Source organism: Clostridium sp. RTP31139st1_H3_RTP31139_211217 (assembly GCF_040227035.1).
GTDB lineage: Bacteria > Bacillota > Clostridia > Clostridiales > Clostridiaceae > Clostridium > Clostridium saudiense.
The window spans coordinates 46,977-71,091 of record NZ_JBCOAB010000011.1; the positions used below are offsets into that span (position 1 = coordinate 46,977).

27 protein-coding genes are annotated in these 24,115 nt (G+C 26.9%); 1 reads left to right on the forward strand and 26 read right to left on the reverse strand.

Annotation, left to right across the window (positions count from 1 at the left end; translation table 11 throughout):
• Positions 1–157: 157 nt before the first annotated feature.
• The 11 genes from ABUA17_RS06940 to dapF all read right to left on the reverse strand — a co-directional run bounded on the left by ABUA17_RS06940 (position 158) and on the right by dapF (position 7,700).
• Positions 158–529, reverse strand: a complete 372-nt coding sequence (locus ABUA17_RS06940; protein ID WP_195951053.1) for a hypothetical protein — start codon at positions 527–529, stop codon at positions 158–160.
• Positions 522–914, reverse strand: coding sequence for a hypothetical protein (locus ABUA17_RS06945; RefSeq protein ID WP_055275716.1), 393 nt, complete (start codon positions 912–914; stop codon positions 522–524). The genes ABUA17_RS06940 and ABUA17_RS06945 overlap by 8 nt, the downstream gene beginning before the upstream one ends.
• Positions 892–1,524 (reverse strand): hypothetical protein, encoded by a 633-nt coding sequence (locus ABUA17_RS06950; protein ID WP_195948773.1) that lies wholly within the window; start codon positions 1,522–1,524, stop codon positions 892–894. Before ABUA17_RS06950 ends, ABUA17_RS06945 begins: the two co-directional genes overlap by 23 nt.
• Before the next feature lie 17 nt (positions 1,525–1,541).
• Entirely contained in the window at positions 1,542–1,982 is a 441-nt protein-coding gene (locus tag ABUA17_RS06955) for a hypothetical protein (RefSeq protein WP_055275721.1), read from the reverse strand.
• Positions 1,973–2,464 (reverse strand): type II secretion system protein, encoded by a 492-nt coding sequence (locus ABUA17_RS06960; RefSeq protein WP_042396711.1) that lies wholly within the window; start codon positions 2,462–2,464, stop codon positions 1,973–1,975. Before ABUA17_RS06960 ends, ABUA17_RS06955 begins: the two co-directional genes overlap by 10 nt.
• Positions 2,457–2,891, reverse strand: a complete 435-nt coding sequence (locus ABUA17_RS06965; protein WP_042396708.1) for a type IV pilus modification PilV family protein — start codon at positions 2,889–2,891, stop codon at positions 2,457–2,459. Before ABUA17_RS06965 ends, ABUA17_RS06960 begins: the two co-directional genes overlap by 8 nt.
• A gap of 3 nt (positions 2,892–2,894) precedes the next feature.
• The gene (locus tag ABUA17_RS06970) at positions 2,895–3,332 is read right to left on the reverse strand and encodes a prepilin-type N-terminal cleavage/methylation domain-containing protein (protein WP_042396705.1); all 438 of its coding nucleotides are present in this window, start codon (positions 3,330–3,332) and stop codon (positions 2,895–2,897) included.
• Positions 3,333–3,343: 11 nt separating this feature from the next.
• A complete protein-coding gene (locus ABUA17_RS06975) occupies positions 3,344–4,375 on the reverse strand; it encodes a type II secretion system F family protein (protein WP_042396701.1) in 1,032 nt (343 codons plus the stop codon).
• A complete protein-coding gene (locus tag ABUA17_RS06980) occupies positions 4,347–5,744 on the reverse strand; it encodes a GspE/PulE family protein (RefSeq protein WP_070098822.1) in 1,398 nt (465 codons plus the stop codon). Before ABUA17_RS06980 ends, ABUA17_RS06975 begins: the two co-directional genes overlap by 29 nt.
• A gap of 124 nt (positions 5,745–5,868) precedes the next feature.
• A complete protein-coding gene (locus tag ABUA17_RS06985; RefSeq protein ID WP_195951052.1) occupies positions 5,869–6,864 on the reverse strand; it encodes a hypothetical protein in 996 nt (331 codons plus the stop codon).
• Between the two features lie 17 nt (positions 6,865–6,881).
• The gene (dapF, locus tag ABUA17_RS06990) at positions 6,882–7,700 is read right to left on the reverse strand and encodes a diaminopimelate epimerase (RefSeq protein ID WP_055290968.1); all 819 of its coding nucleotides are present in this window, start codon (positions 7,698–7,700) and stop codon (positions 6,882–6,884) included.
• Between the two features lie 89 nt (positions 7,701–7,789).
• Here dapF and ABUA17_RS06995 point away from each other — a divergent pair, with 89 nt between their 5' ends.
• Entirely contained in the window at positions 7,790–9,529 is a 1,740-nt protein-coding gene (locus ABUA17_RS06995) for an Rqc2 family fibronectin-binding protein (protein ID WP_195951051.1), read from the forward strand.
• A gap of 66 nt (positions 9,530–9,595) precedes the next feature.
• Here ABUA17_RS06995 and ABUA17_RS07000 read toward each other — a convergent pair whose 3' ends face one another.
• From ABUA17_RS07000 to ABUA17_RS07070, 15 genes are all read right to left on the reverse strand, one after another.
• On the reverse strand, positions 9,596–10,753 hold the full coding sequence (locus tag ABUA17_RS07000) for a THUMP domain-containing class I SAM-dependent RNA methyltransferase (protein ID WP_055275729.1): 1,158 nt from the start codon (positions 10,751–10,753) through the stop codon (positions 9,596–9,598).
• A 15-nt stretch (positions 10,754–10,768) separates the two neighbouring features.
• Positions 10,769–11,305: a bifunctional pyr operon transcriptional regulator/uracil phosphoribosyltransferase PyrR gene (pyrR, locus tag ABUA17_RS07005; RefSeq protein ID WP_042396687.1), complete on the reverse strand. Its 537-nt coding sequence runs from the start codon at positions 11,303–11,305 to the stop codon at positions 10,769–10,771.
• Between the two features lie 78 nt (positions 11,306–11,383).
• Positions 11,384–12,295 carry an RluA family pseudouridine synthase gene (locus ABUA17_RS07010; protein WP_042396683.1) on the reverse strand — a complete coding sequence of 304 codons (912 nt, stop codon included), beginning with the start codon at positions 12,293–12,295 and terminating at the stop codon, positions 11,384–11,386.
• A gap of 153 nt (positions 12,296–12,448) precedes the next feature.
• A complete protein-coding gene (locus ABUA17_RS07015; protein WP_042396681.1) occupies positions 12,449–13,051 on the reverse strand; it encodes a DivIVA domain-containing protein in 603 nt (200 codons plus the stop codon).
• Between the two features lie 14 nt (positions 13,052–13,065).
• Positions 13,066–13,833 carry a YlmH/Sll1252 family protein gene (locus ABUA17_RS07020; RefSeq protein WP_042396676.1) on the reverse strand — a complete coding sequence of 256 codons (768 nt, stop codon included), beginning with the start codon at positions 13,831–13,833 and terminating at the stop codon, positions 13,066–13,068.
• A 266-nt stretch (positions 13,834–14,099) separates the two neighbouring features.
• Positions 14,100–14,546 carry a cell division protein SepF gene (locus tag ABUA17_RS07025; RefSeq protein ID WP_042396673.1) on the reverse strand — a complete coding sequence of 149 codons (447 nt, stop codon included), beginning with the start codon at positions 14,544–14,546 and terminating at the stop codon, positions 14,100–14,102.
• A 13-nt stretch (positions 14,547–14,559) separates the two neighbouring features.
• Positions 14,560–15,216: a YggS family pyridoxal phosphate-dependent enzyme gene (locus ABUA17_RS07030; RefSeq protein WP_394805641.1), complete on the reverse strand. Its 657-nt coding sequence runs from the start codon at positions 15,214–15,216 to the stop codon at positions 14,560–14,562.
• Positions 15,217–15,344: 128 nt separating this feature from the next.
• Positions 15,345–16,082 carry a DUF881 domain-containing protein gene (locus ABUA17_RS07035; protein ID WP_154820416.1) on the reverse strand — a complete coding sequence of 246 codons (738 nt, stop codon included), beginning with the start codon at positions 16,080–16,082 and terminating at the stop codon, positions 15,345–15,347.
• Positions 16,083–16,433 carry a small basic family protein gene (locus ABUA17_RS07040; protein WP_042396664.1) on the reverse strand — a complete coding sequence of 117 codons (351 nt, stop codon included), beginning with the start codon at positions 16,431–16,433 and terminating at the stop codon, positions 16,083–16,085.
• Positions 16,434–16,445: 12 nt separating this feature from the next.
• Entirely contained in the window at positions 16,446–17,165 is a 720-nt protein-coding gene (locus ABUA17_RS07045) for a DUF881 domain-containing protein (RefSeq protein ID WP_042396661.1), read from the reverse strand.
• A gap of 10 nt (positions 17,166–17,175) precedes the next feature.
• Positions 17,176–18,012: a cell division protein FtsQ/DivIB gene (locus ABUA17_RS07050; protein ID WP_154820417.1), complete on the reverse strand. Its 837-nt coding sequence runs from the start codon at positions 18,010–18,012 to the stop codon at positions 17,176–17,178.
• Positions 18,013–18,159: 147 nt separating this feature from the next.
• Complete coding sequence (spoVE, locus tag ABUA17_RS07055) at positions 18,160–19,284, reverse strand: stage V sporulation protein E (RefSeq protein WP_042396656.1); 1,125 nt, start codon at positions 19,282–19,284, stop codon at positions 18,160–18,162.
• Positions 19,285–19,306: 22 nt separating this feature from the next.
• Positions 19,307–20,293, reverse strand: a complete 987-nt coding sequence (mraY, locus tag ABUA17_RS07060; RefSeq protein WP_042396652.1) for a phospho-N-acetylmuramoyl-pentapeptide-transferase — start codon at positions 20,291–20,293, stop codon at positions 19,307–19,309.
• A 40-nt stretch (positions 20,294–20,333) separates the two neighbouring features.
• On the reverse strand, positions 20,334–21,692 hold the full coding sequence (locus ABUA17_RS07065; RefSeq protein WP_042396649.1) for a UDP-N-acetylmuramoyl-tripeptide--D-alanyl-D-alanine ligase: 1,359 nt from the start codon (positions 21,690–21,692) through the stop codon (positions 20,334–20,336).
• A gap of 165 nt (positions 21,693–21,857) precedes the next feature.
• Positions 21,858–24,056, reverse strand: a complete 2,199-nt coding sequence (locus ABUA17_RS07070; RefSeq protein WP_349817930.1) for a stage V sporulation protein D — start codon at positions 24,054–24,056, stop codon at positions 21,858–21,860.
• Positions 24,057–24,115 lie beyond the last annotated feature (59 nt).

Sequence of the window (24,115 nt, forward strand, 5' to 3'; positions counted from 1 at the left end):
TCCCTCCAAATAACTTGAATTCATTGTTATTATGACCTTTATTAATTACAAATAGTCATAACTTCTTTTGTTGTTTAATGACACAACAAAAACATTCTATCAAAATTACTAAAGAAATGCAATTATTTAAGGAAGAACATCTAAAATTTTAATCAATTTATCTATATAACTCCAAGTTTGCTAACAAAACTCCATCTTTTCCAATGATATTATAAGATTTTATATCAAAAAATTCTAGTTTATCTAACACTTCAACTATATTCTCTTCATTCCCACTTATCTCTATTTTTATATTCCACTTTTCTGCTCTTTCTTCCATTTCTAAAATATTGATATTTTTTATAGTTTTTAACTCATTAAAAACATCACTATAAAGTAAATTTACTTTTGTCATAACAACCGGCATTTCTTTAATATCTTTTTCCTCTTTTATTGTACTACAAAATAAAAAAAGTAAAACTTGTAAAAACGTTAGTAAAATAATTACACTTTCTTTATTATAATGCATATATAATTTAAATTTATTCATAAAAAATTTTCACAACCTTTAAATCATCTTTGTTTGTTATCTTTTTTATTACAATACCACGTTCTTCTAAATAACTAATATCTTCATCAATATTGTAAGTGATATCAGCTTCATTATTTTCTACATGTAATTCTACAATTTTATTATCATACAACCCTAACCATTTACTTACCTCTTCAGGTTTAATATAACTATCATTAATTTCATAATTATTATTAGTTTTTATTTCTTCCTTAAATAAAGGTTTTAAATTAAAACTTAATAATATTAAGTTAAGTAATATTAATGCTTGATATCCTTTTTTATTTTCTTTACTTTCTTTAAGCTTCTTTTTTTCTATATAATCTAAAGGAAGAAAATTTTTATACCTCAAATATTTTTTCATTAATTTTATCTCCAATATTTAATCTTATAAAAGTCCTTTTTTCCTTAAATTGTTCCATAAGCTCATTATCTATATTTTTGTCTATAACAAAAGTTTTTCCTTCATTAATATCTTTATAATTAAAATTTTTAACAAAATTTTCTTTATTATCTACAATACTTTTTGTAATTAAATTATTGGTAATCTCTAAATAATAAATGTGATCCTTTATTTTTGTTAAAACTCTATACTGCGATGGTTTTTTAATTTTTTTCATTGTTATTTCTCTAATATAAAATTGTATAGGTAAAATAGTTACCTCACTTAAACCCTCACATAAAAACTGTATTCTTTCAACATCTCCAATTGAATATAAAAATAGTTTTTTTCTTTTTTTATCATATTCATAATGCATCAAAACATTATGATTAACTCCATATTCATCATTAATTATGTCACAAATAACATTTTCCTTTACACTTTTTATTCCATCATAAGATTTTATTAATAAATTTTCTTCTATTATATATAAATTAACCTCTTTATTTATTATTTTTTTAATAGATATATCATCATATATTTTTCCTTTGTGAATATATTTATTTTTTTTAGCAATTACAATATCTCTCATACTTTCTCCTTGCTTTCTTAGATAAAGGTTTTATATAAGCTTGGAACAAAAATAATATCTATACTTTCTTCATTTTCTATAAAAATACAATCTATTTTTCTAATTAATTGTGATGTTTCACTTTTAACATCATTCAAAAAACAGTTTCCATTAGATATTATAAGTTTTATATTTTCATTTTCGCTAAAACAATATTCAAAGCTTATGCTATTATCATCTTTATAGCTTTCAAATTTATTTAATATTTCTTGATCATTAAATATAACTTCCTTAACTTCTTCTATTAATTTATTTTCTTCATTTGTTAATGTTAAAACATCTTCTCCTATTTCATATAATGAATATTTACTGCTATTTGCAACTATTGTTTTGCTACTTAAAACTATTAATACTATTAATATATTTAACAAAATTAACACTTCTAGCATTATAACTCCATGCTTTTTAACTATATACATCTTATTCTTACTCCTGAATTTTCACTACTTATGCAGTAATATATAAGCTTTCCCTTTTTTATAACAGTAAAATCATTGATATTATCAATTATAGTGTTATTACCAACTTTAATTTTTCCATCTTCACTACTTATAGTTTTTAACATTAATTTTCCATTACTTAAATGAATTATTTTAGTTTTTTCATTACCACTTATTTCTTTAAATTTAACTACTATATTATCCCCAGTTATCTCACTTGTATATACATCATCAAAACTGCTGTTTATTTCTATAGCTACAATAGCTGAACTTTTCCATAAAGACTCTATATTTAATAAAGCATTATCAAATTTATCTTCATAATAACAATTATATAAACTAATATAGTAGTCTTTTACTCCTTCAAAAGATAAACCTATAGTTATACCCCCTAAAATAAAAACAATTGCTATTACAACAATACTTTCAATTAATGTATAACCTCTTTTATTTTTACTCATAATACTCCATCCATTTATACTTTAAAAAGCTCTTTTCTAATTTATCAATATCATTTTCAAGATAAACTTCTATTTTAACCTCTAAGATTTCTTCATTATCACTTTTTTTATTGATAAAAATAAATATATCACTTCCAAAATCCATACTAGTTAATGATTTTGTAGTCAAATTTTTCAAAATATCCTCATCATATCTTAACGAAAGATATTCTATTTCATTTTCATCTATTATTTCATTCATTGATATATTATATTTTATTTCTTGCATGATACAATATACTACTCTACTTGCTTCTTCTATCTTTCTCCTTTTATAATAATTAGCTCTATTGCTTGCAATTAACATGGTAACAACTAAAAACATCATCATTATAATATTCACTGCAACAATAGTTTCTATTAATGTACTACCCTTTTTCTTGCTCATTATCTAATTACCCTCATATATATTTACTGTATCAACTCCAGTTGCTATTGCTATTTTATGAATATTACCGTTACCATCTAAAATTTGAATTGTATCAGAATCTATATGTCCTAAATTGTTAATCTTCAAAATATATACAGTTAAAAATTTACACTTACTATTTAAATATATACTTTTTATTATTTTTCCCCCTTGTTTTTTATCTTTAAAATTTACAGTACCAACACTCTTATTAATTTCAATTTCACCATAACTAGCATTTTTAACACAGTAAAACTTTGCATAACTTATCATATTGCTTAGTTCATTACAAAAACCAATTGCTTCAGCCCTATTTATTGTGCTATTAATAGAATTGGCTATATTTATAGTTGGTAGTAACAATACTGAAATTATTGCTATTACAATTATTAATTCTATTAATGTATAACCCTTTTTCATAAAAAAACTCCTTAAATTAAAACAATATCTAAGAGGGGAACTACAAATTTTATAATAAAACTTAATATGATTATTCCTATAGTTAATATTAATAAAGGCTGAACTAATACAGTTATTTTACTAATTTTATCGTTTAAGTTATTAAATATTTCTGTTTCTAATATAATAAGCCTCTTATCTAAAGAACCACATTCTTCCCCTAATTTTATATGAGCTAATGTATATTTAGAAAACATCATCGTTTCATTCATAGATTCTGATAATACTTTTCCATTTTTTATATCATCATTTATCTTTCTTAAGACTTTAGTTATCTTTTCATTTAACTCTCCTTCACAACAATATTCCAAACCTATAGCGATATTAATACCACTATTAATAACTACTGACATAAGAACAATAGTTATATATTCATTAAACAAATTATAAACCTGAATTTTCTCTATATAATAATAAAAACTCTTTCTAAGAAAAATATTAAATATGAATATTGGTGCGATTATCCCCCAAATCATTACTTGAAGTATTATTAAAATTGGATTCCTAAAAACAAATTTCTTCATAGAAATTATTTTTAAATAAATATCTGGTATATCTTTCCCCATAGCACCATAGATATTAGCCATACTAGGAATAAAGAAAAACAAAACAAAAAAACCTAATATAATTAAAGCAATCATTAAAATTAAGGGATATGTTATTGAATTTATAATTGTTTTATTTATATATTGTAGCTTATTGTAGTACATTTCTAATCCCTTCAACACATAAACAATTCTCCCAGTTCTTTCTCCTATCCCAACCATAGAAAGAAAAAATATTGGTATTAAGCCTTCCCCTTTACTAAAAGCTTTTCTTAAGGTTCCTCCATCTCTTATTATGATTTCCATTTCCTTAAGAAGCATCTTATATTCTTTCTTTAGTGGTAATTCATCTAATAATGAAAATATATGTAATAGCTGAATACCTTCTTCGTATAATTTAGAAATATTACCTGCAATTAATGCTAAATCTTTATAGCTTACTTTCTTTTTTGAATTCAAAACTTAATCCCTCCACTTCAATAAAGTTTTCATAATCTAACAATGAAATATTCCCATTAATCAATAGAGCTTTTAAGTTTTTAATCATTTCTAAATTCGAAAGAAGACTATTATCATTATTTATATTTTTTATTTTCTCTTTCATCTCATTATCAATGACATGTATTGCAGCAACTAATGATCGACCTTTATATCCAGTAAAATTACATTCATTACATCCACACTTTTCATAAAGTTTAATTACTTTTCCATCAATATTTTTTTCATCAATTATAGTTTTACAATTATCACATAATAACCTAATAAGTCTTTGAGATACTATTCCAACTAATGAATCCCTTATTAAATATTTTTCAACCTTCATATCTTCAAGTCTAAAATAAACTTCTCTTGGATCCCGTGTATGTATTGTAGAATAAACCTTATGTCCTGTTAAAGATGCCCTAACAGCCATTTCCGCAGTTTCCTCATCTCTTATTTCACCTATCATGATAATATCTGGATCCTGTCTTAAAAAACACCTTAAACCTTCTGCAAAGCCAATATTTAAAGTTTTATTTAAATTCATTTGATTTATTCCTGGAATAATTGCTTCTATAGGATCTTCTAAGCTTGATATATTAACTTCATCTTTATTTAACTCCTGCAATATACTATATAAAGTTGTTGATTTACCTGAACCCGTAGGTCCATTAACAATAATAAGGCCTGATTTAACTTTCATAATATATTTTAACTTATCTTTTTGTTCAGCCGTTAAGTTAAGCTTATCTATTGAATAATTAAATCCATTTCCATATAAAATTCTTATGACAACCTTTTCACCAAAAACAGCTGGCATTGTACTAATTCTTAAATCATAACTTTTCTTATTGTACTCAAATGAAATTTTACCATCCTGTGGTTTTCTTTTTTCAGTTATATCAATATTAGAATTCAACTTTATTTTTGATAAAATTAATTGATATTCTTCTTTATTAAAAATATACATAGACCTCAATAATCCATCAATTCTAAATCTTACTACTACATAATCCTTATATGGTTCATAATGTATATCAGATACATTAAGTTTAATGGCTTCTTTAATAATTATGTCATATGCTTCTTTTTTCTGGCCTAAATATGCTATTTTAATAAGATACTGAATTTCTTCCTTCTTAATTAAAATTAAAATAACTTTTTTTCTAAAAATGAAAAGCATATCCTCTTCAACCTTTTTATTTACCTCACTACAATAAACATAAACCTCCTTTTCATTTTCTTTAAAGGGAATTGCGTTAAAGATTTTAGCTTTTTGTTCATTAATTTTTCTAGCAACTGTAATATTAATATTTTTTAATAAATTATTATAGATTGTTTCTTTCATCCTTTATAAAACTCACCATGAATGCTTTTTATATACCAAAAATTCATTTCTTTGTTTATTTCAACAAAAATTTTGTGATTTTTCACAAAAAAAATAAGAATTTAGAATAACTCTAAACTCTTATTTACTCAATATTTATAAAATCACATGTTTTAAGACTATCGTCAACTAAAGTAACAGTTCCTTCTGCATATTTATAAAGATGCTCATTTTTACTTGTTCCACTTCCACCTACAAATAAAATTTCTCCTTTATCATTAACGGATAATCCTTTTTCTACATATAATGTATTTGGAAAATCAAATACAAGTCTTTTTAATTCATCATTATTGATTTCATAAATAGAAAAATTATTATTTTTTACTCTTCCTAATAAATATATGTTTCCATTAACCTCTTCAACATCATTAACATCTATAACTTCATCAGAAACCTCACTTATAGTCCCATCGATATTAACTATCTTAAGCATTGTACTTTCTTCATAATGTTCTTCTACAAGTGCAACTCCATCTTTAATATGTTTTAAAAACTTTACAAATCCATTATTAATTTTATAAAGATTTTCTTCAGAATTGCTTTCAATATCATATGTAAATATCCCTGACAATTTATTTACTGTATCTACTCCATAAAAAGCTAATTTTTTATCAGTGATCCAATCAATAAACTGACCAGAAATAACAGCATTATTTTCTAATAAAATTTCTTTTTTATCATTAAGCCTCATAACTGCAGGAACAAGATATTCATCATTAATAAAATAAAAAACATAGTTTCCATCTGGCGATATTTTCAAACCTAAAATATTATCATGTTCAATCTTAATATCTTCTGAATTATAATTAACATAAAAACTATTATCCTTGAAGAAAGTATAAGTATTAGATGATAAATTATAGTTATTAATTATTTTACCTTCAGTATCAATTAGCTCATATTTTCCTTCATCATTTATATTAAAGGTTTCATAATCATTTCCTTCATCAACAAATGCCCCTTTATTTATTATAATGCTTTCTTTATTTTCTTCTTCGTTTTTATTGCAACCAATAAGTATAAAACCTAATACTACAACTTGAAATACTACTAATAATTTTATATATATTTTTTTAGTCATTTATTTTTCCTCATTTTTTAATACACTATTCCATCACAAATAAAGTTTGCATCTCCAATCATATAAATTGAATTGCCTTCAATTTCTATTCTTAACTCACCTCCAGGTACTTTTACATTTACTTTTTCTTTTGTTAAATTTAATTTATTACATACAACAACTGATGCTGAACATCCTGTTCCACAAGAATAAGTTGCTCCAGCACCTCTTTCCCATGTTCTTACTATTATATTTTCATCGTCTACAACTTTAACGAAATTTACGTTTGTTCCTTCTTCAAAAAGTTCAAACTTTTCAATATATTTCCCTTCACTAACATCATAGTTTTCATCATCTACAAATATGACAGTATGTGGTACGCCTACTAAAAGAGCTGATGCATTATATTTTTTACCGTTAACATTTATTTCTTCATTTATTAATTGTGATTTATTCTTTAACGGAACTAATGAACCATCAAAAGATATTTCACCCATATATACTTTAACACCATCTACAGTGCCATTATTTATTGTAAGATTCAGTTTTTTAACTCCATCTCCAGTTTCAACAGATATTAAATCTTTTGATACAATATTTCTTTCATAAACATATTTTCCAAAGCATCTTATAGCATTTCCACACATATTTGCCCATGAACCATCACTATTTATTATTACCATTTTTATATCAGCAATATCAGATTTTCTTACAAGAACTACTCCATCTGCTCCTATACCAAATCTTCTATGACAAAGTTTTTTTGCTAAACTTTCTTCTTGTCCAATATACTTATTATCTAAATCTAATAAAAATATAAAATCATTGCCTGTTCCGTGCATTTTTGTAAACTTCATAATATCTGCCTCCTTTATTTAACCGTTTTACTATTACAAAAAATAATGATATACTTACTTTAATTAATACTAAAGAAAGGATGAAATTTATGGCAATAGACGGTATCTACTTATATAGTTTAGTTGAAGATTTAAAAAAATCAATATTAAATTCTAAAATTGATAAAATTAATCAGCCTGAAAAAGATGAAATTATAATAACTTTACGAAAAGAAAGAAAGAATCTTAAACTTTTAGTATCTGCTTCACCAAAATATCCAAGGTTTAACTTAACAGAAGTTATAAAAGCTAACCCTTTGCAGGCTCCTATGTTTACAATGGTTCTTAGAAAATATTTAATCGGTGGTAAAATAATTGATATTGTCCAACTTGAAGGTGATAGAATTGTAAAATTCCTTATTGAATCATCTGATGAACTTGGTTTTAATAGTATCTACACATTAATAGTAGAAATAATGGGTAGACACAGTAATATTACTTTAGTAAGAGAAAGAGATAATAAAATTATGGAGTGTATAAAACATATTTCTCCTTCAATGAATAGTTTTAGAGTTTTGTATCCAGGAATAACTTACAAACTTCCTCCAAAATCAACTAAAATTAATCCTTTCTCTTATAATAATACCACTTTGCAAGAGTTTGTGAATAATAATTCTATAACTTTTAACAAAAATTTCTTTGTTTCTTGCTTTACTGGTATTAGCAAACCATTATCTGAGCATTTATTTATGGAATATAATAAAACTTATAATGATTTTTCAATAGAAAATATAAGCATATTCTTATCTAAATTCTTAAAAGATTTGATTGATAACGAAGTCTTTACTATATACAAAGATAAAGATGGCAATTATGTAGACTTTTATATGCTTCCATTAGATCAACTTGAGGATAATTTTACACCGCAAGTATTTGATAATATTCATGAATTAATGGATAAATACTATTTAGAAAAGGATAAACAAGAAAGAATTAAAGGACGTTCTGTAAATCTTCAAAAATTAGTAACTACTAATATTGAAAGATGTTTAAAGAAAGAAAATAAATTAAATAGTGTCTTAGAAAAATGTAATGATAAAGAAGATTTCAAAATAAAAGGCGATTTATTAACTTCCTATATCTATAGTATTAAAAAAGGTGATAGTTCATTCACTACTGTTAATTTCTTTAGTGAAGATGGTGAAGAGGTAACTATACCACTTGATGAAAACAAAACACCATCTGAAAATGTTCAAAGCTATTATAAAAAGTATAATAAGTTAAAAAAATCAGAGGAATCAGCTATTGAACAATTAGAAAAAAATAGTGATGAATTAGAGTATCTTAACTCAGTATTAACTAACATTGAAAATTGCGAAAGCTATACTGAAATTGATGATATTAAAGAGGAACTTATTTCAACTGGTTATGTAAGAAAAAGAAAAGCTAATGGTAAAAATAATAAAAAAGCAAAACCATCAAAACCGCTTCACTATATCTCATCAGACGGAATTGACATTTTTGTAGGTAAAAATAATATTCAAAATGATAATTTATCATTAAAGTTTGCAAACAAAAATCATATGTGGCTTCACACTAAAAATATTCCTGGATCACATGTAATTGTTTGTTCTAACGATGTTCCTGATAATACTTTAGTAGAAGCTGCAACTTTAGCTGCATATTACAGTAAAGCAAAAGAATCTTCAAAAGTAGATGTTGATTACACATTAGTAAAAAATTTAAAAAAGCCTAATGGTGCTAAACCTGGAATGGTTATATACCATACAAACTATACAATGACTGTTGATCCTTCTGATATTAAAAGTTTGAATCTAGAAAGGAAATAGATTAAAAAGGTTAAATTGCTTTACAATTTAACCTTTTTCATTCTCTTTATTCTAACTCTAACTACCTTAAATATGGTTTACAACCATATCTCCATTGTTCTTTATCTTTTCATTATCAAAGTATTGATAGTAGTAACATTTTAATTTACCATTATAAAGCTTTCTATTTTTCGTAGCTTTTCTACCAAATGGTACTTCAAAACCTTCATAAGAAGTTAGTATATTGAAATCCCAAGTATCAAGCTTTCTCTTATTCATACCTAAATACTTATAAAGCTCTTCTACTTCTTTTTTCTCTCCTAGTCTTTCACCATATGGAGGATTTGTTATAATAAATGCATTTTTCTCACTACTTGAGAATTGTTTGAAATCTCTCTTTTGGAATTCAATGTATTTAGCAACTCCAGCTTTTTGTGAATTGCTTCTAGCAATCTTAAGCATTCTTCCATCTATATCATAACCTATAAGTTTTATATCCTTATTTTTAATAGATCTTTCTGCACCTTCTTTTACTTGTTCAAATACCTCTGAACCTATAGTTGGCCAAGTTTCTGCTACGAAGTTTCTAAATAAACCTGGTGCTATATTTTGCATTATCATTGCTGCTTCTATTAAAATAGTTCCTGAACCACAAAATGGATCAACTAAAGTATAATCTTCTTTCCATCTTGATATTAAAACTAATGCAGCTGCTAATGTTTCTTTTAATGGAGCAATACCAGCTTCTTCTCTATAACCTCTTTTGTGAAGACCTACACCACTTGTATCAATAGATAAAGTTACAACATCCTTTAAAATTGATACTTCTATCTTATAAACTGGTCCATCTTCAGAAAAATGAGATACTCCATATGATTCGCTCATACTTGTTACTATAGCTTTTTTAACAATTGATTGACAATCTGGAACACTAAAAAGTGTAGACTTAACAGATTTACCTACAACGTGCATAACACCATTTACAGGTATAATATCACTCCATTTTACAGCTTTAGTTCCTTGGAATAATTCTTCAAAACTTCTTGCTTCGAATTCTGCCATTTTAATAAAAATTCTATCTGCAGTTCTTAAATGAACATTAGCTATTGCAATATCCATTTCATCCCCTTCAAAATGAACCTTTCCATTTTCAACTGTTAAATCTTCATATCCTAATGCCTTTAACTCTTTTGCTGTTATTCCTTCCAGCCCAAAAGTTGTTGTTGCTACTAAATTATATTCCATTATTTATGTCTCCTTTTAAGATTCATATATTTTAACTGAATCTTCTCCATCTATTTCGTTTATTTCAACTGCAACTATTTCAGTTTTTGATGTTGGTATATTTTTTCCTACGTAATCTGCTCTTATTGGCAACTCCTTATGTCCTCTATCTATTAGTACAGCTAATTGAATTGATAATGGTCTTCCGCCATCAATTATAGCCTCTATAGCTGCTCTTACAGTTCTACAAGTAAATAAAACATCATCAACTAATATTACTTTTTTACCCTTTACTTCAACTCCTAAATCAACTGAATTTATTTTAGGTGCTTCTGTAACTTCAGTTATGTCATCTCTATAAAGAGTTATATCAACATATCCAACTTCTACAGATACTCCTTCTATTTTTTCAATATTTTCAGCAATTCTCTTAGCTAAAGGATATCCTCTTCTTTTTATCCCAATTAATACAATATCTTCTACACCTTTATTTTTTTCGATTATTTCATGAGAAATTCTAATTAAACTTCTTCTAACTGCATTTGCATCTAATAAATTTGCCTTTAATTTCATAAAAATAACTCCTTACTTTATATATTTTCAGATATTAAATTTTAACTTCAATTTAAAGCTAAAACTTTCTTTATAAATTTAAGAATTCAGTTTATTTAATAATTCTTTAAAATACTCTGGCAACTCTGATGTAAATTCCATATATTCATTAGTTCTTGGATGAATAAACCCTAAAGTTTTAGCATGTAATACTTGACCTTCAACATTAAATTTTTGTCTTTTATATCCATACACTAAATCACCTACTAATGGATGACCTATAGAAGCCATATGAACTCTTATTTGATGTGTTCTCCCCGTTTCTAGCGTACATTTTACTAATGATATCCCCTTATCATATTGCTCTAAAACCTCATAATGAGTAACAGCTCTTTTACCATCTTCATTAATAGCCATTTTTATTCTGTCTTTTTTATCTCTTCCTAAAGGCTTATTAATAGTTCCAGTAGTACTACTAAACTTTCCTTCTACTAAAGCATAATACTCTCTCTTAATAGAATGATCCTTAAATTGAACTGCTAATTTATTATGAGCCTCATCATTTTTAGCTATAACAAGTATTCCTGATGTATCTTTATCAATTCTATGTACAATACCAGGTCTTATTATACCGTTAATTCCTGATAAATCACTGCAATGATGTAATATTCCATTAACTAAAGTTCCAGTATAATTTCCTGGAGCAGGATGAACAACAACCCCTTTTGCCTTATTTACTATTATAACATCTTCATCTTCATAAATAATATCTAAATCCATTTCTTCTGGTTCAACATTTAGTTCTATCGGATCCGGCATTTCTACAGTAATCTCATCATTATTTTTTAACTTATAGTTGCTTTTTATAACCTTTCCATTAGCCATAACTTTCTTATCATCTATTAAACCTTGAATGAATGATCTAGATTTTCCTTCTATCATCAATGATAAATACTTATCTATTCTTTGTCCCTGTTCTTCATTACTTATTGAATAATTTAATTTTTCCATATAATTTTACTCCGTCTATTTGTATTCTTAAGACATTATAATATATAAACTTATGTTACTCAATAGTAGTATGAATTATAAACTAAATTCTTAACTTAAAATAATAATGAATAAATTAACTAAAGGAGACCGAATATCGGCCTCCTATATGTATTAGTTATTAGCATAGAAGCTCTTAACCTCATTTATATCATCATTAAGATCTTCTACATTAAATTCTTCTTTTTCATCATTAGTAAAAGTTTCAGCTTCTTTTTCATGAAGCTCATACTTGTCTATAGGTTGAGCAACATTGTAATTCTTTGTTAAATCTTTTTCTAATTCATCGAATGTCTGAAGCTGTGTATTCATAAATCCTCTAAATTTAGCTCTAAACTTTATAAACTCTTGCTTAACTCTTTCATACTCATCGTTAATTGCAATAACATCACCATGAGCTTTATCTAAAATTCTTTGTGCTGTTTCATTTGCATTTCCAATTATTAATTCTGCTTGCTTTTCAGAACTTTCCTTAGCTTGATCAGCTGCATTTTGAGCTAATAAAAGTGTATTTTGTATTGTAACTTCTAATTTTTCATAATGTTCAAGTTTCTCATTAACTCTGCTTAAGCTTTCCTTTAATCTAGAATTTTCTTTATATACTTCCTCATAGTTTTCAACAACTTCATCTAAGAACTCATCTACTTCTTCAACTGAATATCCTCTTATTCCTTTTTTAAATTCTTTGTTGTTTATATCCATAGGAGTTAATTTCATTCCATCCACCTCTTCTATACAAATTTGTTTATTTTAACTTTATATTTTCCACTTTTTGTGCTTCCTACAATTTCCCCTATTATGAACTTTCCTGTTCCTCCAATAGTAATCCTTTGATTAGTTTTTATATCTTTACTCTTTTGTGAACTCTTAGAATAATCAACTAATACTTTTCCACTATCAATCAAATCAATTGCTTTTCCTCTTGATAATTTAGCAAGTTTTGCAACTATACTATCTAATCTAAGAGATGAAACTATTATAATTTCCTCTACATAATTGCACTTAGGTAAATTATCTTCAAATACTTCTTCAACAATTACAGGAGCTCTTCCTACGCTACTTAATTCACTTATAACATAATCAGCAACCTCATCATAAATAGGGACTATTGCAAAATCATCGATTACTCTTAAATCACCTAGCTTTTCTCTTTCTAATCCTAAAGCCATAATAGCTCCTAAATAATCTTTATGACATAAATTGTTAAATTTAGATTTATTAATAATTTTTACAATCCTATAAGGCATAGGAATATCATAAATATTATTAAATGCTAGTATTCTTCTATCACATTCATCAAAAGCACCCTTAGCTTCTACTTTGAAATTATTCGAATTAAATTTATTAATAAAGAAAAGCCATATATTAGGTTTACAAAAGAATTTAGTAAACATAGGAATACCTTTGCTATAGGCTAAACTCATGCATTCATAAACCTTTAAAACATCTTCAGTATCTTCTTTTAAAAAATTTTTTAAAATATCTTCTTTAGAAATCATTATTATAACAACATCCCACTAATTAAATTTAATACAACAATTGCCATAAGAGGCGCAAAATCAATCATCATATTTCCAAAAAATTTTTCTTGAATTCTTCTAAAAGGTTATAATATAGGATAATTCAATGAAATTAAAATTCTATAAAAATTACTTTCAGTAATACTAGGTATATATGATAAAATTACCTCAGCTAAAATTGTTATATTCAAAACTGAAAATAGTAAATATAAAAAACTACCTATGATTCCTATTGGAATCACCTCCTACTTATTCCAATTGAAAAGTGCTTTTGAGCTTATTTCAGTTCTTAATTCATTACTAACTTCAACATTTGATGGTGAAAGTAAATATACTCTTTGTTCAACTTCTTGAAGCTGAGCTCCTAATACACAACAAGCACCACTAATAAAGTCAACTAATCTTTGTGCTATTTTAGTTTCCATAGCTGTAGTGTTAACAACTACAATTTTTCTATTTTTTATTGCTTCCGCAATTTCTCTAGCTTCATCATAAGAAGCAGGCTTAACAACCATAACCTTAGCTGATGCTGAATTATGAATATTAACAACCTTATTACCTCTTTGTTTAGAGATTATTGGTTCAACTTCTTCAACTTCTTCTTCCTCTTCTTCAACTTCATCTATATCATCGAAGTCTTCATCATAATCTCCGCCACCTATTATTTCTTTAAATTTTTCAAACATACTCATTTACTCCATCCTCCTACTTTTCTCTTAATCCAAATATTCCAGAACCAACTCTTATCATTGTAGCTCCTTCTTGGATTGCAATTTTATAATCATTTGTCATTCCCATTGATAAAACTTGCATAGATATATTTTTAAGCTTTCTATCTTTTAAGTTATCAAATATTTTTTTAGTTTTATTAAAATAATATCTATTTTCCTCATCAGTACCTTTCGGTATTATAACCATAAGGCCTTTGACATTAACATGATTGCAATTTTCAACAGCTTTGATCATATCTTCAAGCTCTTCTTCATAAATACCACTTTTGCTTTCTTCTCTTCCAATATTTATTTGAATAAGTACATCTGCAGATAAATTATTTTTTCCAAATTCACTTTCTATTTTTCCCAATAGCTTTATACTAGATAAAGAATGTATTAAGTGAACATTATTTACTAAATACTTCACTTTATTTGTTTGTAATTTACCTATAAAATGCCACCTTATATCTTTAGGTAATACTTCTTTTTTAGCAATTAAATCTTGAACCTTATTTTCTCCAAAATCTCTTTGACCAATATCATAACATTCCATTATCATTTCTATGGGTTTAGTTTTAGATACAGCTACTAAAGTAACGTCCTTAGGTATTTCATTTAAAATTGCCATATTTTTCTCTGCAATACTAATATTTATCCCTCCCTTGAAAGAGCATAATATCTTCCATACATTTATATTCTTCAAAAGTATAAAATTCCCTTCTATACTACTATATAATTATAACATTTTTCTTTATAATTTTTAATACTTTTTTTAATTTAATTATCGGCTCTTTCCATAAATTTGGGTGAAATTGATTTAACTGCCTTTGGTAATTCCATTTCATCATATTTGTCAATGGTAATCTTCAATTTTCTTATTAATAATTCATTGATATGACTACCTTCTGCTAGTAATGCTGCTTCTAATTGATCTGGATCTCCTATTGCATAAAATTTAAAAGGAGCTCCTTCCATATCATTACCATTTTCCTCGAATCTTATAAATGCCCATGCACATACAAGTCCAGTTGTATTTAAAACTCTATAATTATTTATTGCAATAGCTTCAGCTCCTGCGGTTCTTAATTCATTTAATATTAATGCTGCATCTGCTGAATGTAAAGTTTTTCTATTTACTTCATCTTGAGAATCAGTATGGATATTGTAATCTCCATCATTAATTGTCAATATAATACCTGACCCCTTTGTTGCATCTACTCCCGAAAGTAAAGAATATATATCTAATTGTTCTTTCATATGCTCTACTACTTTTTCACTATTTCCGTCATCATCAACATCAAGTAATGCAATTCTTTTAATTAACTCATAATTGTCTTCACTTAATGCTGTTATATCATAATATAGCTTATTTCTTTCTTCAATTGCATCCTTATATTCAATTGAATTCATATTAAAGAATCCATTAATACTATTCTTTCCTACATTAACTACAATTAAAAAACCTATTAAAATCGAGGCTAGTAAAATAAAAAATTTACTTGTATTTTTTATCACTTAATCACCTCTTTGTTTATTTTTAAACTTTTCTAATAAAATTCTTCTAATTGATCCAAAATTATCAAATATTCTACCACCGAATACTATTACTGCTGCGATATATATTGGAATCCCTAATTTATCTCCTAAATATGCTAATCCTGCAGCAAGTAAAGCATTTCCAAAAAAACCTGATATAAATATATCTGGCTTAAAATTATTATTTAATGATGCCCTAAAAGCTCCAAATACAGAATCTAAACATGCTAAAATTGCAACTGACATATAAGGAGAAAAATTCTCTGGTATATTTACATCAAAAATTAATCCTAAAAACACGCCTAATAATAAACCTATAACTGCTATCATAAACTTCCTCCTTTATTGTACCGGTTTTATATACTCATACCTTAATGATTGAGTTGTCTTTACTATTGTTATATCATCACTTTGTTTAACATCACTACTATAACTTTTTAATGCTCCATAATCTAAAACTCCTGGAAAATTAACAGCAAGATTTAATTTATTTTTATCTCCAATAGCTTTTATAGTAATTTCACTATTAGGATCAATTCTACCTGCAGAACCTATAGAAATTGAACTACCAGCAGTCTTTATACCTGTTTGAGGCGTAATTCTCATTTCATTTATAGAAATTGCTTCCGCTCCTGCATACCATAAAGAGTTAATTAAATTTACAATTTCTTCTTCACTAACAGTATTTACATTTTGAGTTCCATTAGTTCCAAATACTGAATTTTTTAAAGCTAATGTAACAACTAATCCTGGTCCTTTTACATCTAATAGTCCAAGTTGCATTCTTGCATTATCCAGTTGCTTTTTAATTTCTCCTTCAACTTCCCCTTCTTTTGCTGCTGCATCTTCTAATTGTTTTAACTCTTCTGAAAGTATTTCATTATTTTTTTGCAAATCTTCTTTTTCTTTTTTTAAGTTTTCTATTTCTGATAAAATATCCGAACTATTATAATCAATATTACCACTATTAGCTGAATTTAATTCCTTAAACTGATAAGTTAATAAAAAACCTAATAATGCACAAACAGCTGCCACAACTACCTGAGATACTGCTCTATTCATTTTATTCCTCCTACTCTAACCCCTGAATAATTACATCCTGCTCAAATTCATCTGTAACTTGATTTTCTTCATTACTTTCTGCTTCATCTTCTTCAACTGGTTCATTTTTTATTACTGGTGAACCATTTATACTAACATTAATATATCCTTTTTTCATATTTATACCATCATTTAGAATTATTCTATACACATTTTCCATTTTATTGTATAAATCACTATCATCGCCAAAGAATATTTCAATATCGCCTATATATCCAATTATGTTTACAATATTGCTTATATCTAAACTTGAAAGATGAATTTCTTCTTTATTTTGAGAAATAAATGGATAAAAATTAGCTAAAATATTCTTGTATGTATGCAAATCATCTACACGACTTTTATCATTAACTATACTTAAATCCAATCCCTTTATCTCAACTAAATTTCTTCCTTCAAGATTATCAACTTCTTCTATTACATCTAAGTTTTCATTAATAATTGAAATTTTAGTTCCATCGTTTATGTAATAAACTGGAGCTTCCTCTGTTATTTGTATCACTAATCCATTAAGGCCTTTTCTTTTTACACTAACAGAACTAACATATCTGTTCTTTAAAATTTCCTCTTTTATGCTTTTCTGATTTACAGTAAAAATATTTAACCCTATTCTATCCTCTACTTCACTATATAAAACCTCTTTTGCTATAGTAACATTTCCCTTAAAGGTAATAGACTTAATATTAAAAATTGGTGCTTTAGTAAAGAAAATAAATAAAGCTACTACTATTACTATCGTCATTAAAGTTACCTTTTTTATTAACTTTTTTCTTTTTTTTGCTTTTATAAACTTTTTTGCGTCTTTCATCACTTACCTTATCCCTCATTATTTCAATCTTTTACTATAATTTTAACATAAAACCTGTAATTTTTTATAATTATTTTATATTATTCTTGGATTATTGTACATAAAAATTTAAGAGCCTCTAAAATTAGAAGCTCTTACCAACCTATATTATACTATTTTCCTTTCAACTTGCCTTGAAATGTTAAGTAAAATCCCCATTGCCGTTAAATTAATTACTAGTGACGTACCACCATAACTAATGAATGGCATCGGTACTCCAGTAACAGGCATAGAACCAGTTACAACTGCTATATTTATTATAGCTTGAACTGCTATAATTGAAGTTATACCCATTGCTAATAATTTACCATAAGTATCTCTTGCATTCATAGCAACTTTAACACCTCTCCATATAAATATCAAAAACAACCCTATTATAAATAAGCATCCTATTAATCCTACTTCTTCACCTATTATGGAAAAAATAAAATCATTATGGGGTTCAGGCATATATAAGGTTTTTTGTCTTGATTGACCTAACCCTAATCCTGTTAATCCTCCAGAACCTAATGCTAAAAATGATTGTATTAATTGATATCCAGCATCTGCTGCATCTTTCCATGGATCTATAAAGTTTAACATTCTTTCTCTTCTGTAGTCCGAACTAAATATAAAAAATATAGCTAATGTAAATAGTGCAGGTAAAATAATTCCAAAAAGATGTTTTATTTTTCCTCCTGCTACAAAAAGCATTATAAATGTAACTATCATTATAATAGCTGCAATACTCATATTATGTTCAGCTAATATTAATGCTGCAAAGAAACCTGCAACGCCTAAATATGGTACTAACCCATGCCAAAAGTCTTTTACTTTATCACCTTTTAAATCAATACTAAAAGCTAAAAACATTACAACTGCATATTTTGTTAACTCAGACGGTTGAAAAGATAATGGACCTAACGAAATCCATCTCTTCGCACCATTAATTGCTGGGAAAAAGAATACCGCAATTAATAGTGGAATTGTACATATAAGTAATGTTGGTGTAATTTTCTTAAGCTTATGATAATCAATCGACATCATTACTGTCATAGAAATTACACCAATAATTGCCCAAATTAATTGTCTTTTAAAGAAATACATACTATCATTATTATGAAACATAGCATAAAATGAGCTAGCGGAATATACCATTACAACACCTATAGATAACAATATACATAGCGTGTAAAAAATTCCATAATCTATTTGCCCCATATTCTTATTATCCTTGGGCCTATTAAAATTCATAGACATTCCTCCAATTTAATTACTAAATTGCAAAAAAACCTATTATACATAAAAGTACTGTTATAATTGAAAATACTGTTACTATTTTAACTTCATTCCATCCACATTGTTCAAAGTGATGATGTATTGGAGCCATTTTAAACACTCTTTTACCAGTTAATTTAAATGAAGTAACTTGAATTATTACTGATAAAGCTTCTATTACATAAATTCCACCAACTAAAACTATTATTAATGGATTTCCGCTTATAATTGCTATAGTTGTTATTGCTCCTCCAATTGCAAGAGAACCTGTATCTCCCATAAAAACTTTTGCAGGATATGCATTAAATTTTAAGAAACCTATTAATCCAGCTATTAAAGCTACTGAAAAAACAGTTAATGAATAATCCTTTAATATAAATGTTAATACTGCAAAAAATGTTAATACTAAAACTGATACTGTAGATGCTAAACCATCTAATCCATCAGTTAAGTTTACTGCATTTGTCATAGACGCATAAACAAAAATAACAAATGGTATATATAATACTCCTAAAGGAAGAGTCATACTTGTAAAAGGTATCGCAATATCATGTGGTAAATTTACATAGCTATAATAAGCAAATGCTCCTGAAACTATTAATAAAAGAACCATCTTTTGCCAAGCTTTTAATCCTTCACTTTGTTTTTTTAGTATTTTTAAAATATCATCTAAAAATCCTATAAATCCAAATGCTATTAGTGAGTATAATGCAACCATTCCTTTATCAGTCAAGCTACGACTTACAATCAACATAACTATTGTAGTTGATAAAATGAACATTACACCACCCATTGTAGGTGTTCCAGCTTTCTTTAAATGGCTTTTAGGACCTTCTTCTCTAATATTTTGACCAAACTTTAATCTCTTTAATAAAGGAATTGTAATTGGTCCAAGTATTAAAGCTATAATAACTCCTAATACAAATGTAATTATTAATGTTTTTGTTATATCTCCTTGTAATATGTTCATAATACTATCCCCCATCTTTTACTGCTATAAAAAGCAGTTCACCTCCTTCGTATAATTAAACCTCTTCTAATTTTTTAACAACGTCTTCTAGTTTAACACCTCTTGATGCTTTAACTAATACAACGTCATCCTTTTTAACAATACTTTTCAATTCTTTTATGCATTCCTCTTTAGTATTGTACATGATTATATTATCATTCTTAAAACCATCTTTAAAGTTATTTATATGTTCACCTATTACGATTAATAGATCAACTTTATCTCTTGCGTATTCCCCTACTTCGAAATGAGCTCTTTTAGCTTCATCTCCAAGTTCATACATATCTCCTAATATAGCAACCTTTCTACAATTTTTATAAGCAGAAAGTACATCTAAAGAAGATTTCATAGAATCTGGACTTGCATTATAACAATCATTAATTATAGTAAGCCCTTCTCTTTTTATCACTTGTAATCTCATTGATGTTGCTTCAATATTCTCTAATCCTAAAATCATTTCCTTAAAAGATACATTTAAACACTCTGCAACTTCGATAGCTAACATTGTATTTAACACATTGTGTTTTCCTGCCATTGGTAGAGTAAATACAGCTTCTTCACCAAAAGCATGAGCTAGAAACTCTGTTTCATCTTCTCTTAATATAATATTAGATGCGTAAACATCATATTCATGATTATAACCAATTTTTTTAACTTTAAAACTTTTTCCAGAAATATTCTTTAAAAATTCATCTTCTCCATTAACTATTAAAACATTGTTTTCATTAAAGAAAGTGCTTATTTCCATCTTAGCTTTTAATATATTTTCTTGAGTTTTTAAATTTTCTATATGCGATAATCCTATATTAGTTATAACACCTATATCAGGTCTTGCCACATCTGCAAGCAATTCTATTTCACCTAATGAGCTCATTCCCATTTCTAAAACTGCTACATCATAATCACATGTCAATTCTAATATCATTAATGGTAAGCCTATATCATTATTAAAATTTCCCTTAGTCTTAAAAACTTTATACTTATCACTTAATAGAGCGGCTATTAAATCTTTAGTAGAAGTTTTTCCAGTAGAACCAGTTACGCCTATTACTTTAAGTCCTAACTTTTCTCTATAAAACTTTGCTAAATCTAAAAGTGCTTGTCTTGTATTCTTTACTTTAATTACTGTTCCATTTACATTAACATCTTCTATATTAAATTTAACTTCATCTATAATTACTACAGATGCACCTAATTCTAATGCTTTTAATGCAAAATCATTCCCATTAAAATTAGCCCCTTTAATTGCAAGAAATACATTATCTTTTTCAACTTTTCTTGTATCAATACAAATCTTATTAAATTTAATTTCCTTTCCTTGTACAATAACTTCTCCATCCATAGCTTTTAACATTTCATTAAAAGTTATTTGCATAATAATCACTCTACTTTCATCTTTCAAATATTTTTTATACATCTATTTGTTAATTATTTATAATTATAAGCCTTACTTTATTTTATTATTCTAAAAAATAAAAATTTATCCTATACATAAATTTAGCATGTGAAAAATCCACATGCTAAACAACTTAATTAATAATTAATCTTCTTCATACTCAGCACTTAATGTAATCTTAACAACCGTGCCTTCAGAAATAAGTTCACCACTAGGAATACTTTGATTTATTACAACTCCATCTCCTTGAATTGTAGTTTCTATTCCTAGACTATTTAATAGCTCTATAGCAGATTCTTTAGAATAACCTCTTACATCAGGCATTACTACATCTTTATTATAAGATTCATTTTGATCTGTGTAAAGATTTATTGTAGAACCTTCCTTAACAGCATATCCTGGATAAGGCTGCATATTTGTAATTGTATCGCCATCCCCTTCTACTGTACATTCTATATTTAGGTCTTTTAATACTTTCTTTGCATCAGCTACAGAACTTCCTCTTAATTCTGGTAAAACTACATCTTTTAATATAACATTTTCATCTTCTGAAAATTCTTCATTCATGTAGTTAAATATATCTTCTAATAATACTTTACCTAATGGAGCAGTAACAACACCTGCATAGTAAGCTCCATTACTTGGTTCATCAATAGTAATAAAAACTGTTATTTGTGGATTATCTGTTGTTGCAAATCCAGCCATAGATGAAATATACTTTCCAGATTCATATCCTCCAGTTAGAGGATTAACTTTTTGAGCTGTACCTGTTTTTGCTCCTATATGATATCCTGCTATATAAGCTTTATTAGACCCACCTTGATTAACAGTTCTTTCTAAATAATCCCTTAATGTAGCTGCAGTTGATTCAGAAATAACATTTTCAACAGTTTTAGGTTCAAACTCTTCATCTATAACCACATTACCATTGCTATCAGTATGATTTATATATTTCATAACATGAGGTTGAATTAATGTTCCGCCATTAACTATAGCATTAAATGCAGTCATGTATTGCACTGCATTTACAGTATTAGTTTGTCCAAAAGATATTGTAGCAAGGTCTGCATCATTCATATTTTCAGCAGATTTAACAATTCCTCTTGCTTCTCCTGGTAAATCAACACCTGAAACTTGCCCAAAACCGAACTTCTTAATATATTCTACAAGTTTTTCACTACCTATTTTTTCTCCAAGTTTCATAAAACCAACGTTACAAGAATTTTGAAGTATTTCCGGTAATATTTGAGTTCCATGACCACCATGCTTCCAACACTTAATTGTATGAGGACCTACTTGTAAGCTACCACCACATGTAAATTGATCTGATTCAGTAACTAATCCTTCTTCAATTGCAGTGGACATTGTAATAACCTTAAAAATAGAACCTGGTTCAAATGTGTCATTTACTAAACTGTTTCTCCACATCTTTTGAAGCTTTTCAGCATCAGTTTCACCAACAAAATCTTCATACCCTTCAAAAGGATTATTAGGATCAAAATCTGGTTCATTTACCATTGCTAAAATTTCACCATTTTGCGGATTCATTATTAGTATTGAAACTCTTTTTGCCTTATTATCTACTAAACCTTTTTCTGCTACTTTTTCTGCTATAGCTTGTAAGTTTTTATCAATTGTTAAAGTTACATCTTTACCATCAATTGGAGTTGTAAAGTTTGAAATTGTGTAATCTAGTGCTTCACTATTTCTATCAAGCTCACTTATTCTTAATCCTGGTACACCTGAAAGGTATTCATTATATTGTAATTCCACACCTGTCAAACCTTGTCCATCACTATTAGTACTTCCTAGAACATGAGATAAAAAATCTCCTTCAGGATAATATCTCTTTGTATCTGGTGAAACAATAACACCTTGAATGCTTAATTCATTAACCTTATCTGCTACATCTTTTTCAACTCTTCTAACCAAGGTAGCAGAACCTGCATCACTACCATTGGCAAGTTTTGTTTCTAATTTATCTTTAACTGTAGCTGTTTCTATACCTGTAGCTTCTGCAATAAGCGGTGCAATATCATCAGTAGTCTTATCATTTTTCTTTAAATATTGTCTTATTGAATTTAAGTCGAAATCAACTCTATATACATTAGCTGAAACTGCAAGTTCATTTCCATTTCTATCTAGTATTCTACCTCTTCTAGCCTCAATTCTAACTTCACTGGTCCATTGTTCTTCTGCTCTGCTCGAATAGTCATCTCTTTTAACAATCATGATATAAGATAACCTTACTATTAACAAACCAAAAACAGCAGTAATAAACCATAAAGCTAGAACCATCCTTTTTCGCATGACAGCTCTGTCTTTAAATCCTTTCTTATTCATATGAAATTCCTCCACGGAAACATCTAATCAATGAATAAGCAAGGATTTAAGTACTTGTA